Source organism: Rhodococcus wratislaviensis, from assembly GCF_900455735.1.
GTDB lineage: Bacteria > Actinomycetota > Actinomycetes > Mycobacteriales > Mycobacteriaceae > Rhodococcus_F > Rhodococcus_F wratislaviensis.
This window is the reverse complement of sequence record NZ_UAUI01000014.1, coordinates 105,172-119,382: the sequence shown is the minus strand read 5'-3', so window position 1 is coordinate 119,382 and position 14,211 is coordinate 105,172. Positions and strand designations below refer to the sequence as shown.

The following is a 14,211-nucleotide window of genomic DNA, read 5'->3' as shown; positions in this document are numbered from 1 at the left end:
GGTTCCCGCGGGAATCGACAGGTTCCCGGCCGACCTCGTGCGGCACTACTTCGGCGGCGACAACGGTGCGAACGAATCCTCGCTGCTGCCGGGGCTGACGATCGACCGGATCCTCGGCCTCGGCCGCGAACCGGATCCGTCGGTGTTCAACATGGCCCACATGGGCCTGCGGCTCGGGCAACGGGCCAACGGTGTGTCCAAGCTGCACGGCATCGTCAGCCGCGAGATGTTCCAGCCGCTGTGGCAGGGATTCGACGCCGAGGAGGTGCCGATCGGCTCGGTGACCAACGGTGTCCACGCGCCCACCTGGGCCGCACCGGAATGGATCGATCTCGCCACCCGCATCCTGGGCCCCGAACTGGTGGAGGAGGCTCGCGGCTGGGAGCGGCTGCAGGACCTGTCCGCCGAGGAGCTGTGGTCCACCCGCAACACGCTGCGCGGGAAACTGGTCGAGGAAGTGCGCCGCCGGGTACGCGCATCCTGGATCGAACGCGGTGCCACGTCCGCCGAACTCGGCTGGACGGACGAGGTGTTCGACCCGAACGTGCTCACCGTCGGCTTCGCCCGGCGGGTGCCCACCTACAAGCGATTGACGCTGATGCTGCGCGACCCCGAGCGGCTCCGGGCCCTGCTCCTCGACGAGAAGCGCCCCGTGCAGCTGGTGGTGGCCGGGAAGAGCCACCCCGCGGACGACGGCGGGAAGGCCCTCATCCAGCAGGTCGTGCGTTTCGCCGACGCCGCCGACGTCCGTCACCGCATCACCTTCCTCCCCGACTACGACATGTCGATGGCGCGGTACCTCTACTGGGGTTGCGACGTGTGGCTCAACAATCCGCTGCGCCCGCTCGAGGCGTGTGGCACGTCGGGCATGAAGTCCGCCCTCAACGGCGGACTGAACCTGTCGATCCGTGACGGCTGGTGGGACGAGATGTTCGACGGCGAGAACGGCTGGGCCATCCCGACCGCGGACGGCGTTCTCGACGAGACGCGGCGTGACGATCTCGAGGCCAGCGCACTGTACGAACTGCTCGAGCGCGCCGTCCTGCCGAGGTTCTACGACCGCGCGGACGGCCTGCCGGTGCGCTGGGTGGAGATGGTCCGTCACACACTGCAAAACCTCGGACCCAAGGTGCTCGCGTCGCGAATGGTGCGCGACTACGCCGTCCAGTACTACGCGCCCGCCGCCGAATCGGCCCGGACGGTGGCTGAAGAGAACTTCGCCGGCGCCCGTGAACTCGCCGCGTACCGTCGCCGCGTCGAGGCCGCCTGGCCGTCGGTGACGGTCCTGCAGGTCGACGGCGCCGGGCTGCCCGACACCCCCGAGATCGGGGCCAATCTGGTGCTCCGTGCCCGCATCCGCCTCGGCGAACTGGCCGTCTCGGACGTCACCGTGCAGGCGGTGATCGGGAAGGCCGGACCGGACGAGGAGCTCACCGACATCGTGACGGTCCCGATGACCCACTCCGCCTCGGACGAGTCGGGGGAACTGTTCGTCGCCGACCTGGCCCTGCCGCTGTCTGGGTCGGTCGGATACACGGTGCGGGTCCTGCCGCACCACAGACTGCTCGTCGACCCGTCGGAGCTGGGTCTGGTGACGGTGCCGAACCCCTGACCGGCGCTACCGAGCCGTCACCGGCCGACGTCCCGGCGTTGGAATCCGGTGACGGCGGCGAGGAACAGGGCCGCCGAGAGAAGCAGCAGGACCACGAGGGGAGTGGCCGAGAAACTCTCGGCAGGCAGGGTCGGCGTGTAGTGGAAGGGGGAGAACACCCCGAACCAGTCCGGGAGGACTTCCCCGAACATTCCGGCGACCAGAACATAGCCCAGGAAGGCCCACAACGCCGGCAGCGCGCGGGGGATGAGTCCGTAGACGGCCGCGCAGGAACCGACGAGCACGAGCACCGCCGGCACGGTGTTCAGGGCTGCGCCGATCAACCGGCCGAGCGCGCCCGCATCGGACAGCGTGAACGCCGCGGTGATCCCCATGCCGACCCCCGCCGCCACCGCGATCGCGACGGCCGCACCCGCGATCACGGCCAGCTGGCCGCCGAGCCACGACGCCCGCGACACGGGGGTGGCCAATGCCTCCTCGGCGCGACCGGACGATTCCTCGGAGCGGATGGATATGACGGCACCGACGGCGTACATCGCCGCCATCACCACCAGGAACACCAGATACAGGGCGAAGGCACCGTCGGCCGCCGCCGCGGCGCCACCCGGCAGCAGCTGTGCGAGATCGGGATCCTGGTCGATGAAATCGCTGATCTGCCTGCCGAGTGAACCGATGGGCAGCGACAGCGCGAACACACCGACACCCCAGGCGAGGATCTGGCCGCGCTGCTGACGCGCCGCCAGCGCGGTGACACCGGTCAGGCGGGGCGACGCCTCGGCGCGCCCGGCCCGCGGCGGAAGCAGCCCCGCCCCGACGTCCCGGCGACCGATCGCGGCATACGCGCACGCGACGGTCAGCGCCGCTGCGACGATGCCGATCAGCAACGGCCACCAGCGTTCGTCGACGTAGGCGCGGGTGGCCTGCGACCAGCCGATCGGCGACACCCACGTCAGCAGGCTCCCGCTGTGTCCCTGTTGCACGTCGCCCACCGCACGCAGCAGATACGCAATGATGATCGCGGAGATCCCGACACCGCTCGCAGTGCGGGCGTGTTCGGTGAACTGGGAGGCCAGCGCCGACAGCGAGGTGAACACGAGGCCCACCACCAGCACACCCGCGGACATGTTCAGCGAACCCGCCGGAGGCAGCCCCACCCCGAGCAGCCCGATGACGAGCAGAAGAGCGACGAACACATTGGCGAGCGCCGCGGAGAGCAACCCTGCCGTGATTCCCGCATACCGGCCGACGACACCGGCGCGTACCAGTTCCGTGCGTCCGGACTCCTCCTCGGCCCGCAGATGCCGCGTCACCAGGAGCACCGACATGATCGCCACGGCCACCATCGTCATGCCGGCGATCTCGTTGGCCACCATCGCACCGAGCGTGTAGTCGTCGAGGCCGTACCCCGGTCCGGCGAGTGCCGTGGCGGCCGGGGACGAGATGAGTTCGGCACGGGCCTGCCGGGATTCGGCGGTCGGGTAGATGGTGGAGTAACTCGACGCGATCAGGACGGTGAGGCCCGCCACCGCGACCGTCCACACCGGAATCCGGACCCGGTCGGTGCGCACCGCCAGTTCGGCGAGCACACCCGTTCCACTCAGGCGACTCACTGCGGCCGTCCGATCCCGAGCGCCTCGACCTCGTCGCGGTACTCGCGGAGGAACAGGTCTTCGAGCGTCGGAGGGTTGGCGGTGATCGAGACGATGCCCAGCCCCGTCAGCGTGGTCATGACCGGGTCGATCTGATCGGAATCGACGTCGAACGTGACCGTGTTCGCGTCCTCACCCTTCTGCAGGTTGTGCACGCCGGGGACATTCGCGATGGGGGTGGGCTTGATCCGGGTGGTCGCCGTCACCGTGGTGCGGGTGAAATGGCGCAGTTCGGACAGCGTTCCCGCCTGCACGGTCTTGCCCGCGCGAATGATGGTGACGGCATGGCACAGCGCATCGACCTCGGCGAGGATGTGGCTGGACAACAGCACTGTGCGCCCCCCGCGGGCGAACTCGGTGATGCACTCCTGAAACACCGCCTCCATCAACGGGTCCAGGCCCGACGTCGGCTCGTCGAGGATGAGGAGTTCGGTGTCGGCGGCGAGCGCAGCCACGAGAGCGACCTTCTGCCGGTTGCCTTTCGAATAGGTGCGGCCCTTGCGGGTGGGGTCGAGTTCGAACCGCTCGATCAGCGACGCCCGGCGGACCGGATCGAGTCCGCCGCGCAGCCGCCCGAGAAGGTCGATCGCCTCGCCACCGGACAGATTCGGCCACAGGTTCACATCCCCCGGGACGTAGGCGAGTCGCCGATGCAAGGGTACGGAATCATGCCACGGATCGGAACCGAGAACGGACGCCGAACCGCCGTCGGCGCGTAGGAGACCGAGCAGCACCCGGATGGTCGTGGACTTGCCCGAGCCGTTGGGTCCGAGGAATCCGTGCACCTCACCCGACTTCACCTCCAGATCGAGGCCGTCGAGGGCGAGGACGTCGCCGAACTTCTTGGTGAGTCCGCGGACTGAGATCGCAAGGTCCATCGGTCGAGCATAGGTGCGCACCGATCCGCTGTCCGACTCAGTGCGCGACAGCGGTTCAGGGACGCGAATCGCGGATCCGCCCCAGCGCCTTACGCACGACTTCCGGATCGGACGTCTCCCAGAACGGAGGCAGCGAGGCTCGCAGATACCCGGCGTAGCGGGCGGTGGCGAGCCGTGGATCGAGGACGGCCACCACACCCTTGTCGTCGACGCTGCGCAGCAGACGCCCCACACCCTGGGCGAGCAGCAGCGCCGCGTGATTGGCTGCGACGGAAAGGAACCCGTTTCCCCCGCGCGACTCGACGGCCTTCTGCCGGGCGACCAGCAACGGATCGTCGGGGCGGGGGAAGGGGATGCGATCGAGGATCACGAGGCTCAGTGACGGGCCCGGCACGTCGACACCCTGCCACAGCGACAGCGTGCCGAACAGTGACGTCGGCTCGTCGCCGGCGAACGCCCGGACGAGGGCGCCCGTCGAGTCGTCGCCCTGACACAGGATCGGGGTGTCGAGCCGGTCGCGCATCGCCTCGGACGCGGCCTTGGCGGCCCGCATCGACGAGAACAATCCCAGCGTGCGCCCGCCCGCCGCCTCGACGAGTTCGGCGATCTCGTCGAGATACGTGGGGGAGAGGCCGTCCCGCCCCGGCGGCGGGAGTTGCTTCGCGATGTAGATGATGCCGGCGCGGGCGTGGTCGAACGGGGACCCGACGTCGAGGGCGTTCCATTTGAGCGTGCCCGAATCGGACGGCGCCTCGGAGCCGGTGGCCATGGCCGGATCGATCACGACGGACGATTCGGCGGGAAGTCCCCAGTTGACCGCCAGACCGTCGAACGACCCGCCCACGGTCAGCGTGGCGGATGTCAGGACCACCGTCGATTCGGCGAACAACCGGGACCGCAGCAGCCCGCCGACCGACAGCGGCGCCATCCGCACCACCCGCCGGATCGACCCGCGGTTGTCGTCGGCGGCCAGCCACACCACGTCATGACGCTTGGCCGGATCCGGCTCGTCGAAGGCACTGAGAACGCGGACGGCGCTGTCGTGAACCTCCTCGACCGAAGCGAGTGCGGTGTTGCGCGCCGCGGCGGCCTCCGGGTCGCTCAACGCCATACCGGGACGGGACGGGCCGATGGCCGTGCGCAGCGACCACGCGGCGTCGCGGACCGCGGCGAGTGCGGGGGCCGCGCCGGGCGGCAACGCCTCCCACCGTTCCGGCCGCAACTCCTCGAGCAGGGCGGCCCAGCCCTCGCCCGCGGCCTCGAGACGGTCCGCGTCCTGCTCCTCGACGAGCTTCGCGCAGCGCCGCGCCGCGGCACTGATCGTCGACGCCGCCAGCTCCGCGGTGGCGACGTTCGTCACCCGGTCGACCAGTTCGTGCGCCTCGTCGATGACCACGACGTCGTGTTCGGGGAGGATCGCGATTCCGGTGATGGCGTCGATGGCGAGCAGGGCGTGATTGGTGACGACCACGTCGACCTGCGAGGCTTCCGCGCGGGCGCGCTCCGCGAAGCAGTCCTCGCCGACCGGGCACCGGGACTTGCCCAGACATTCCCGGGCGGTGACGCTGACCTGGCGCCACGCCTTGTCGCTGACTCCCGGGGCCAGGTCGTCGCGGTCACCGGTCTCGGTGTCCGAGGACCACTCGGTGAGGCGCTGGACCTCCCGTCCGAGCCGCGACACCGCGAACGGATCGAACAGCTCGTCCGTGGGAGGCTCTTCGGCGGATCCGGTGTGGATCTTGTTCATGCACAGATAGTTGTTGCGGCCCTTGAGGATCGCGAAGTGCGGTCGCCGGCCGAGCGAACCCTCGAGTGCGTCCGCGAGCCGCGGCATGTCGCGGTCGATCAGCTGACGCTGCAGTGCGATGGTGGCCGTCGAGACGATGACCGTCTTCCCGCTCTGCACCGCGTGCCGGACGCTCGGCACCAGATAGGCGAGGGACTTGCCGGTGCCCGTCCCCGCCTGGACAGCCAGATGCTCCCCGGTGTCGATCGAATGCGCGACGGCGGAAGCCATGGTCAGCTGGTTGGATCGCTCGGCACCGCCCAGCGACCGCACCGCCGTGCGCAACAGCTCGGGGACGTTGGGGAGGTTTTCAGGCACCCGAGCAGGTTACTCGGGACCTACGTCAGAAATCGTCACGCGGTCCGAGGGGGTGTCCGCGGCGCGGCCCACGAGGCGCACACCGGCGGCCCGCATCGCGGTGATCGCGGCCTCGACGGTCGCGGGGGCGACGCCGGCGGTGAGGGGGAGGTGGACGCGCGTCGGGAACCCGGCGGCCACGGCGTCGAGTGCCGTCGCGACCACGCAGTGATCGGTGGCGATCCCCACGACGTCGACCTCGGTGACTCCGGCCGCACGCAGCCATTTCTCCAGGCTCTGGCCGTCGGAGTTCCTGCCCTCGAAGCCGGAGTAGGCCGCCGAGAACTCGCCCTTGGAGAACACCGATTCGATGCAGTTCAGGTCGAGATCGGGGTGGAAGTCCGCGCCGGACGTTCCCGATTTGCAGTGCACCGGCCAGGTGTCGACATAATCCGGTTCCTCGGAGAAATGGTGGCCCGGGTCAATGTGGTGGTCGATCGTGGCGGCGACGGCGTCGTACTCGTTTGCGGCCAGGAAGCGGCTGATCGCGGCCGCGACCGCGGAACCGCCCTCGACGGCGAGGGAGCCGCCCTCGCAGAAGTCGTTCTGGACGTCGACCACGAGCAGCGCCCGCCGGAGGTTGGTGTCAGAGATGTCGGTCATGGTGCCCTCCGGGATTCGGGTTCGGCGAAGCGCACGGGGATCGCGGGCTCGCCGTGGGAGAGCTTCAAGCCCTCCCACGGAAGGCTGACGAGGCCCGCCGCCAGGAGGGATCTGCTGTCCTCCAGGGTAGTCGTGTCGCAGACGGTCTCACCGCCCCGCACCAGCGGGACCAGCAGTTCCCGCGCCTCGAGGCCGACTGAACCGGGTGCATCCGAGTGCGCCGAGTACACGACTTCCTCCACCAGGGTTCCGGTGTCACGGGCGAATCGCAACGCCCGCTTGGTGCCGCCCCGAGACGCCTTGTTACTGCTCCTCTTCTCGACAGGGATGCCGTCCACCTCGACGAGTTTGTAGACCATTCCGGCGGTCGGCGCACCGGAGCCGACGACGACGGACGTGCCGACGCCGTAGACGTCGACGGGCTCGGCCCGCAACGCGGCGATCGCGTATTCGTCGAGGTCGCCGGAGACGACGATCTTCGTCCCGGTCGCACCCAGGTCGTCGAGTTGCCTGCGGACCTGCCGGGCCAGGACACCCAGATCACCGGAGTCGATCCGGACGCCCCCGAGTTCGGGTCCCGCGACCTCGACGGCAGTCTTGACACCCTCGGTGATGTCGTAGGTGTCGACGAGGAGTGTGGTTCCGACTCCGAGCGCCGCGACCTGCGCGCGGAACGCCGCTGCCTCGTCCGGCCCGTCCGGGGTGGTGTGCAACAGGGTGAACGCGTGCGCGCTGGTACCCGCACCGGGCACACCGTGCCTGCGGACCGCCTCCAGATTCGACGTGGCCGTGAAACCCGCCAGGTAGGCGGCGCGGGACGCCGCCACCGCGGATTCTTCGTGGGTGCGCCGCGACCCCATCTCGATCATGGGGCGTCCGTCGGCGGCGCTGACCATGCGTGCGGCGGCGGACGCGGTCGCGCTGTCGTGGTTGAGAATCGACAGACTCAGCGTCTCGAGCAGGACACATTCGGCGAACGTTCCACGGACGGAGAGGATCGGGGAGCCGGGAAAGTAGAAGTCGCCTTCGCGGTAGCCGTCGATGTCCCCGCTGAAGCGGTAGTCACGCAGCCATGCGACGGTCGCCTCGTCGAGGAAGCGGGACACGATCTCGAGTTCCGGCTCACCGAAGCGGAAGTTCGACAGCGCGGAAACGAGTCGGGCGGTGCCACCGACGACTCCGTACCGGCGGCCGTCGGGAAGCCGGCGGGCGAACACCTCGAAACTGCAGCGCCGGTGGGCGGAACCGTCGGCGAGGGCCGCCGACAGCATCGTCAACTCGTACTGGTCGGTGAACAAGGCGGTGCTGTCTCTGGACACCCGGCCACTGTAAGCCGCGGTGTCGCCCAATGGAGGAGCGTCGTACCCTGGTGTCATGGCTCATTGCTCGACGACAGCTCCATTCGTGGATGCCATGCCGGCATCGCCGCAGGTCACCCCTGCAGAGTCGGAGGTCGTCGAGATCGATGAAGCCAATGATCGTCCCTGGGTCACCGTCGTGTGGGACGATCCGGTGAATTTGATGCACTACGTCACCTACATTTTCCAGAAGCTCTTCGGGTACAGCAAAGCCAAGGCCACGGAATTGATGATGCAGGTCCATTCCGAGGGGAAGGCCGTGGTGTCGAGCGGCTCCCGGGACAAGGTCGAAAACGATGTACGCAAGCTGCACGCGGCGGGCCTGTGGGCCACGATGCAGCGCGACGGCAGCTAACTTTCCGTTCGGACAGTAAGGAACTCGGTACACGACGTGCGGATGTGGAGCAGGAAGAACTCGCTCGGCGGTGTGAAGCTGCGTTCGGAGATGGACGCGCACGAGGCCACGGTGCTGCGATCGCTGGTCGCCTCCGTCCTCGGCCTCCTCGAGGAGCGGGCCGCGTCCGCCCCGGAGGACGAACTCGCGGCGCTCACCGGCATGCGGACGGGCAACACGGCGGCACCCGACGAGGAGGTCCTCGCGCGGTTGCTGCCCGACTTCCACCGTCCCGACATGGACGCCCCGGACGACGACGAGATCCGCGCCGAATCGAAGGCCGACATCAACGGTGCGCTGCGTGGACTCCACGAACCGGAGATCATCGACGCCAAACTGGCGGCGGGCTCGGTCATTCTCCACACGGTGCCCGAGAACGGCGGCAAGGTGCTGCTCACGCCGGAGCAGGCCGACGCCTGGCTCAGCGCTCTCAACGACGTCCGGCTGGCGCTGGGCACCAACCTGGGCATCGACGCCGACACGCCCGACGAACTCGATCCCGCCGATCCGCGCGCACCGCACCTCGACATCTACCATTGGCTGACCTGGATGCAGGACTCGCTCGTTCAGGCACTCGCGCCGTGACGACCACGACGCCGGGCCGCACCGATTCGCTCGTCGATGTGGTGGGCCTGAGCGTCGGGCACCACCACGAACTCGACGCGGACGCCACGCTCGGAAGTGGTGCCGCCACCGGGTGCACGGTGGTCCTCGCGCCACACGGCGCGACCGGTGCGGTCGACGTCCGGGGCGGGGGACCGGGCACCCGGGAGACCGATCTCCTCGACCCCAGTCACAGCGTCCGGAAGGTTCACGCGATCGTCCTGACCGGCGGCAGCGCCTACGGACTCGCCGCCGCCGACGGCGTCATGCGATGGCTCGAGGAGCACGGTCACGGAATCGCCATGGGGGAGCCCGATCAGGTGGTTCCCATCGTCCCCGCCGCCGTGATCTTCGATCTGCCGGTCGGCGACTGGCGAACGCGTCCCACCGCCGAATTCGGTTACCGGGCAGCAGATTCTGCATCGCACACCGTGCTCTCCGGTTCGGTGGGCGCCGGGGTCGGGGCGCGTGCAGGCGCGCTCAAAGGCGGTGTCGGAACGGCGAGTGTCGTCGTCACGGACGGTCCGGCGAAGGGCATCACGGTGTCCGCCCTGATGGTGGCCAATCCCGTCGGAACAGTGTTCGACCCGGCGACCGGACTGCCCTGGGGTGTCGCCACCGTGGGCGCAGCCGCGTTCGGACTCAGACCCCCGGTTGCCGCCGAGGTGTCGGCGGCGCGCGAGCTGATCGCCAAGAGCACCGTCCTCAACACGACCATCGGGGTCGTCGCGACCGATGCCGTCCTGGGGAAGGCGGCGTTACGCCGCGTCGCCGTGGCCGGCCACGACGGGCTCGCCCGCGCGATCCGGCCGGCGCATTCGCCGCTCGACGGCGACACGATCTTCGCTCTCTCCACCGGTATCCACCCGGTTCACCACCCGGCGGGAGTGCCCGACGCGTTCCCGCCCGATCTGCCCGTCGTCGACGCCGTCTGCACCGCGGCCGCCGAGGTGGTGGAGAAGGCCATCGTCGACGCCGTCCTCAGCGCCACCCCCGTCGCGGGAATTCCCACCTACCGCGAACTGTTCCCCTCTGCACTGCGTTCCTGAGGTACCGGCCGGTCGGTGGCCGACTCGCCGGTGCGCACCTAGGATGGCGCTCACGGAGGTGGATGACGTGCTGGTGATTCGATCGGACTTCGTCGAGGCGATGGTGGCGCACGCGCGCGCCGACCACCCGGACGAGGCGTGCGGGGTCATCGCCGGGCCGGACGGCTCCGACCGCCCCGAACGGCACATTCCGATGATCAACGCCGAGCGTTCGCCGACGTTCTACCGATTCGACTCGGGTGAGCAATTGACGGTGTGGCGGGCGATGGACGACGCCGACGAGGTGCCCGTCGTGATCTACCACTCGCACACCGCCACCGAGGCGTACCCCAGCCGGACCGACATCTCCTTCGCGTCCGAACCGGACGCCCACTACGTACTGATCTCCACCCGCGACCCCGACGCCCACGAACTGCGCAGCTACCGCATCGTCGACGGTGTCGTCACCGAGGAACCCGTCGACGTGGTCCAGAGCTACAAGTTCGCCCACACCTCCATTGCAGACGTCCCCGACAAGTGACGGCGCCGTCCCTCGCGACGGGCCCACGGCAGGTAAGACACCCACATCCCGAGGAGCCGAGCATGGCTGTCACAGTTTCGATCCCGACCATCCTGCGTACCCACACCGGCGGTGAAAAGCGGGTGGAGGCAACAGGTCCCACACTTTCCGCCGTCATCGACGACCTCGACGGCAACTACGGCGGCATCAAGGACCGCCTGATCAACGACGGCCGTCTGCACCGCTTCGTCAACGTCTACGTCAACGACGAGGACGTCCGATTCTCGGGCGGACTCGACACCGAGGTGGCCGACGGGGACTCCGTGACGATCCTGCCCGCCGTCGCCGGAGGCTGATCGCGGTCGTGGCGCGGTTCGATTCGCTGATCGACACCCTCGGCGACACACCCCTCGTCGGGCTGCCACGCCTGTCGCCGAGTTGGAACGGCGCTACGCCGGTCCGCCTGTGGGCGAAGCTCGAAGACCGCAACCCCACCGGTTCGGTGAAGGATCGGCCCGCCCTCCGCATGATCGAGCAGGCCGAGAACGACGGCACCCTGACACCTGGGGCGACGATCCTCGAACCGACCAGCGGGAACACCGGAATCTCGCTTGCGATGGCCGCGAAACTCAAGGGCTACCACCTGATCTGCGTGATGCCCGAGAACACGTCCGTGGAACGCAGGCAACTGCTGACGATGTTCGGTGCGCAGATCATCGACTCACCCGCACGCGGTGGCTCGAATCAGGCTGTGGCCGTAGCGAAGGAGCTGTCCGCGGAGCACCCCGAGTGGGTGATGTTGTACCAGTACGGCAATCCCGCGAATGCGCTGGCCCACTACGAGACCACGGGCCCCGAGATCCTGCGCGACCTTCCCGAGATCACCCACTTCGTCGCGGGTCTCGGCACCACCGGAACCCTGATGGGGGTGGGACGCTACCTGCGCGAACACGTCGACGGCATCGAGATCGTGGCGGCCGAGCCCCGCTACGGGGAACTCGTGTACGGCCTCCGCAACATCGACGAGGGCTTCGTTCCCGAGTTGTACGACGAATCCGTCCTCACCTCGCGGTTCTCCGTCGGCCCCGCCGACGCCGTCCGCCGCACCCGGCAACTGATCGACAACGAGGGCATCTTCGCGGGCATCTCCACCGGCGCGATCCTCCACGCCGCGCTGGGGGTCGCGCGCAAGGCCGTCAAGGCCGAACGCGCGGCGAACATCGCGTTCATCGTCGCGGACGGCGGATGGAAATATCTGTCGACCGGCGCATACGGCGGTACGGTCGAGGAAGCAGAAGAAGCACTGGAAGGGCAGTTGTGGGCATGACGACAGGGGTGTGTGGATCATGACTTCGTCGTTCGATTCCTCGCGATTCGACTCGCCGGTGCCGAGGGGTGGCGCATCGCCGACCCCCTCGTCGAAGTCGAGGCCGTTGTGGCTGCAGTCCGCGATCCTCGTCGGCACCTTCACGATGCTGCTGTACGTCATCGAGATCGTCGACGTGCTGTCCGACGAGCGACTCGAACAGAATGGCGTCGAACCGCGCTCGATCGACGGGTTGTGGGGGATTCTGTTCGCCCCGGTCCTGCACGACGACTGGGCACACCTCGTCGCGAACACCGTCCCACTGCTGATCCTCGGGTTCCTCGTGCTGCTGTCGGGCATCGCCCGCGGCCTCGCCGCCACCGGGATCGTCTGGGTGGTCGGAGGTCTGGGCACCTGGTTGACCGGTGGCTCCTATTCCAACCACATCGGCGCCTCCGTCCTGATCTTCGGTTGGCTCGCCTACCTGCTGGTCCGCGGAATCTTCGCCCGCAGCCTCGGTCAGGTCCTCGTCGGTGTGGTGGTGTTCGTCGTCTACGGCAGTCTGCTGTGGGGTGTGCTACCGAGCGCACCCGGTGTGTCCTGGCAGGGGCATCTGTTCGGCGCCGTCGGCGGTGTCCTCGCGGCCTGGGTGCTCTCCGTGGACGCCAGGAAACAGCGGGCACAGAAAGCGCTGGGACCGCAGTCGTTCGGGTGAGCGGCCCCCGCGCGGCGAGTGTGCGTTCACCCGGCGTGTACGCCGCATCCGACCGCTGAGCGTGCGGCCTGCTGGTAGGCTCCTCGCGAGATCCGGGCACCCAGGAACTGCGTAGTTCAGAGCTGTCGACAGTGTCGTCACGGAGGGCCGGTGGAGGTGGTTCGAACTCGCGGGTTCGCGCACACACCGTGTCGCCGACGTCCGGGCGTCCCCAGCGGCGGATCTCCGTCGCCGCACCCCACCGCACCCTCAGGAGTTGATCATGGCTGTCACAGTTTCGACCCCCGACGTCGACGGCGAGTGTCCGTCCGTTCACTGTGTAGTCACGGAAGGCTGATCGCTGCCGTGGCAAGGTTCGATTCGTACATCGACACTCTCGGGAACACACCTCTGGTCGGCCTGCCCCGGCTGTCGCCACGCTGGAACGGCAGCAGCCCGGTGCGGTTGTGGGCCAAACTCGAGGATCACAATCCCACCGGTTCGATCAAGGATCGCCCGGCGCTACGAATGATCGAGCAAGCCGAACGGGACGGCCGTCTCACTCCAGGGGCGACGATTCTCGAATCGACCAGTGGCAACACCGGTATCTCTCTTGCGATGGCCGCCAAACTCAAGGGCTACCAGCTGATCTGCGTGATGCCCGAGAACACGTCGATGGAGCGCCGCCAGCTGCTGACGATGTTCGGCGCTCGGATCATCGACTCTCCGGCCGCGGGTGGTTCCAACGAGGCAGTCGCCGTCGCGATGCGGCTGTCGGACGAGAATCCGGACTGGGTACTGCTCTACCAGTACGGCAACCCGGCCAACGCGATGGCGCACTACGAGACCACAGGGCCGGAAATCCTGCGGGATCTTCCCGAGATCACCCACTTCGTAGCGGGGCTCGGCACCACCGGGACACTGATGGGTACGGGCCGGTTTCTCCGCGAGCACGTCGACGGCGTCGAGATCGTGGCCGCGGAACCACGCTTCGGGGAAATGGTGTGCGGCCTCCGCAACATCGACGAGGGATTCGTGCCCGAGCTGTACGACGAATCGGTACTCACCCGGCGATTCCGGGTACGTCACGCCGAGGCGATCGAGCGCACCCGCGAGCTGATCGACGTCGAGGGAATCTTCGCCGGCACCTCCACCGGCGCCAATCTCCATGCTGCACTCGATGTGGCGCGGTCCGCCGTCGAGACGGGGCAGCGGGCCGACATCGCGTTCGTGGTCGCCGACGCCGGATGGAAGTACCTCTCGACCGGCACCTACGACCCACAGGTCCAGGTCCTCGAAGAGGCATGGGAACGGTAGCGGGGGCGGATTCACGGTAGATCGGCATGGTCAGGTCACAGTTCCCCATCGGTTGTGAGGTCGACTCGCCAATTCCGTCGGAAGCTTTTTCCGAAACGGGTCGTCG

General features: G+C 68.4%; 14 protein-coding genes. 9 read left to right on the top strand and 5 right to left on the bottom strand.

The window, feature by feature from the left end; all coding sequences use genetic code 11:
- Positions 1 to 1,612 (top strand): alpha-glucan family phosphorylase (glgP, locus tag DTA22_RS19715; protein ID WP_146777779.1); only part of this gene is annotated, 1,612 nt, incomplete at its 5' end.
- Positions 1,613 to 1,629: 17 nt separating this feature from the next.
- Here glgP and DTA22_RS19710 read toward each other — a convergent pair.
- Genes DTA22_RS19710 through DTA22_RS19690 form a run of 5 tightly spaced genes read right to left on the bottom strand, consistent with a single transcriptional unit; the run spans position 1,630 to position 8,261 of the window.
- Positions 1,630 to 3,222: an ABC transporter permease gene (locus DTA22_RS19710; RefSeq protein WP_245973461.1), complete on the bottom strand. Its 1,593-nt coding sequence runs from the start codon at positions 3,220 to 3,222 to the stop codon at positions 1,630 to 1,632.
- Entirely contained in the window at positions 3,219 to 4,139 is a 921-nt protein-coding gene (locus DTA22_RS19705) for an ABC transporter ATP-binding protein (RefSeq protein WP_037236446.1), read from the bottom strand. Before DTA22_RS19705 ends, DTA22_RS19710 begins: the two co-directional genes overlap by 4 nt.
- Before the next feature lie 55 nt (positions 4,140 to 4,194).
- Positions 4,195 to 6,243, bottom strand: coding sequence for an ATP-dependent DNA helicase (locus DTA22_RS19700; RefSeq protein WP_005262018.1), 2,049 nt, complete (start codon positions 6,241 to 6,243; stop codon positions 4,195 to 4,197).
- Positions 6,244 to 6,252: 9 nt separating this feature from the next.
- Positions 6,253 to 6,885: an isochorismatase family protein gene (locus DTA22_RS19695; protein ID WP_112300643.1), complete on the bottom strand. Its 633-nt coding sequence runs from the start codon at positions 6,883 to 6,885 to the stop codon at positions 6,253 to 6,255.
- The gene (locus DTA22_RS19690) at positions 6,882 to 8,261 is read right to left on the bottom strand and encodes a nicotinate phosphoribosyltransferase (RefSeq protein WP_112300642.1); all 1,380 of its coding nucleotides are present in this window, start codon (positions 8,259 to 8,261) and stop codon (positions 6,882 to 6,884) included. Before DTA22_RS19690 ends, DTA22_RS19695 begins: the two co-directional genes overlap by 4 nt.
- On the opposite strand from DTA22_RS19690, the gene clpS reads away from it, so the two are divergent.
- The 8 genes from clpS to DTA22_RS19650 all read left to right on the top strand — a co-directional run bounded on the left by clpS (position 8,260) and on the right by DTA22_RS19650 (position 14,105).
- Complete coding sequence (gene clpS / locus DTA22_RS19685; protein WP_037236437.1) at positions 8,260 to 8,598, top strand: ATP-dependent Clp protease adapter ClpS; 339 nt, start codon at positions 8,260 to 8,262, stop codon at positions 8,596 to 8,598. The genes DTA22_RS19690 and clpS overlap by 2 nt on opposite strands.
- 36 nt (positions 8,599 to 8,634) lie before the next feature.
- Positions 8,635 to 9,222 (top strand): oxidative stress transcriptional regulator AosR, encoded by a 588-nt coding sequence (gene aosR / locus DTA22_RS19680; protein WP_037236435.1) that lies wholly within the window; start codon positions 8,635 to 8,637, stop codon positions 9,220 to 9,222.
- On the top strand, positions 9,219 to 10,289 hold the full coding sequence (locus DTA22_RS19675; protein WP_112300641.1) for a P1 family peptidase: 1,071 nt from the start codon (positions 9,219 to 9,221) through the stop codon (positions 10,287 to 10,289). Before aosR ends, DTA22_RS19675 begins: the two co-directional genes overlap by 4 nt.
- A gap of 100 nt (positions 10,290 to 10,389) precedes the next feature.
- The gene (locus DTA22_RS19670; RefSeq protein ID WP_255221607.1) at positions 10,390 to 10,809 is read left to right on the top strand and encodes a M67 family metallopeptidase; all 420 of its coding nucleotides are present in this window, start codon (positions 10,390 to 10,392) and stop codon (positions 10,807 to 10,809) included.
- 62 nt (positions 10,810 to 10,871) lie between these two features.
- Positions 10,872 to 11,144: a MoaD family protein gene (locus DTA22_RS19665; protein WP_009474135.1), complete on the top strand. Its 273-nt coding sequence runs from the start codon at positions 10,872 to 10,874 to the stop codon at positions 11,142 to 11,144.
- A gap of 8 nt (positions 11,145 to 11,152) precedes the next feature.
- Positions 11,153 to 12,115, top strand: coding sequence for a PLP-dependent cysteine synthase family protein (locus DTA22_RS19660; protein WP_037236431.1), 963 nt, complete (start codon positions 11,153 to 11,155; stop codon positions 12,113 to 12,115).
- A gap of 19 nt (positions 12,116 to 12,134) precedes the next feature.
- Positions 12,135 to 12,809, top strand: a complete 675-nt coding sequence (locus tag DTA22_RS19655; RefSeq protein WP_370183294.1) for a rhomboid family intramembrane serine protease — start codon at positions 12,135 to 12,137, stop codon at positions 12,807 to 12,809.
- A gap of 345 nt (positions 12,810 to 13,154) precedes the next feature.
- Complete coding sequence (locus DTA22_RS19650; RefSeq protein ID WP_112300638.1) at positions 13,155 to 14,105, top strand: PLP-dependent cysteine synthase family protein; 951 nt, start codon at positions 13,155 to 13,157, stop codon at positions 14,103 to 14,105.
- Positions 14,106 to 14,211: the final 106 nt, after the last annotated feature.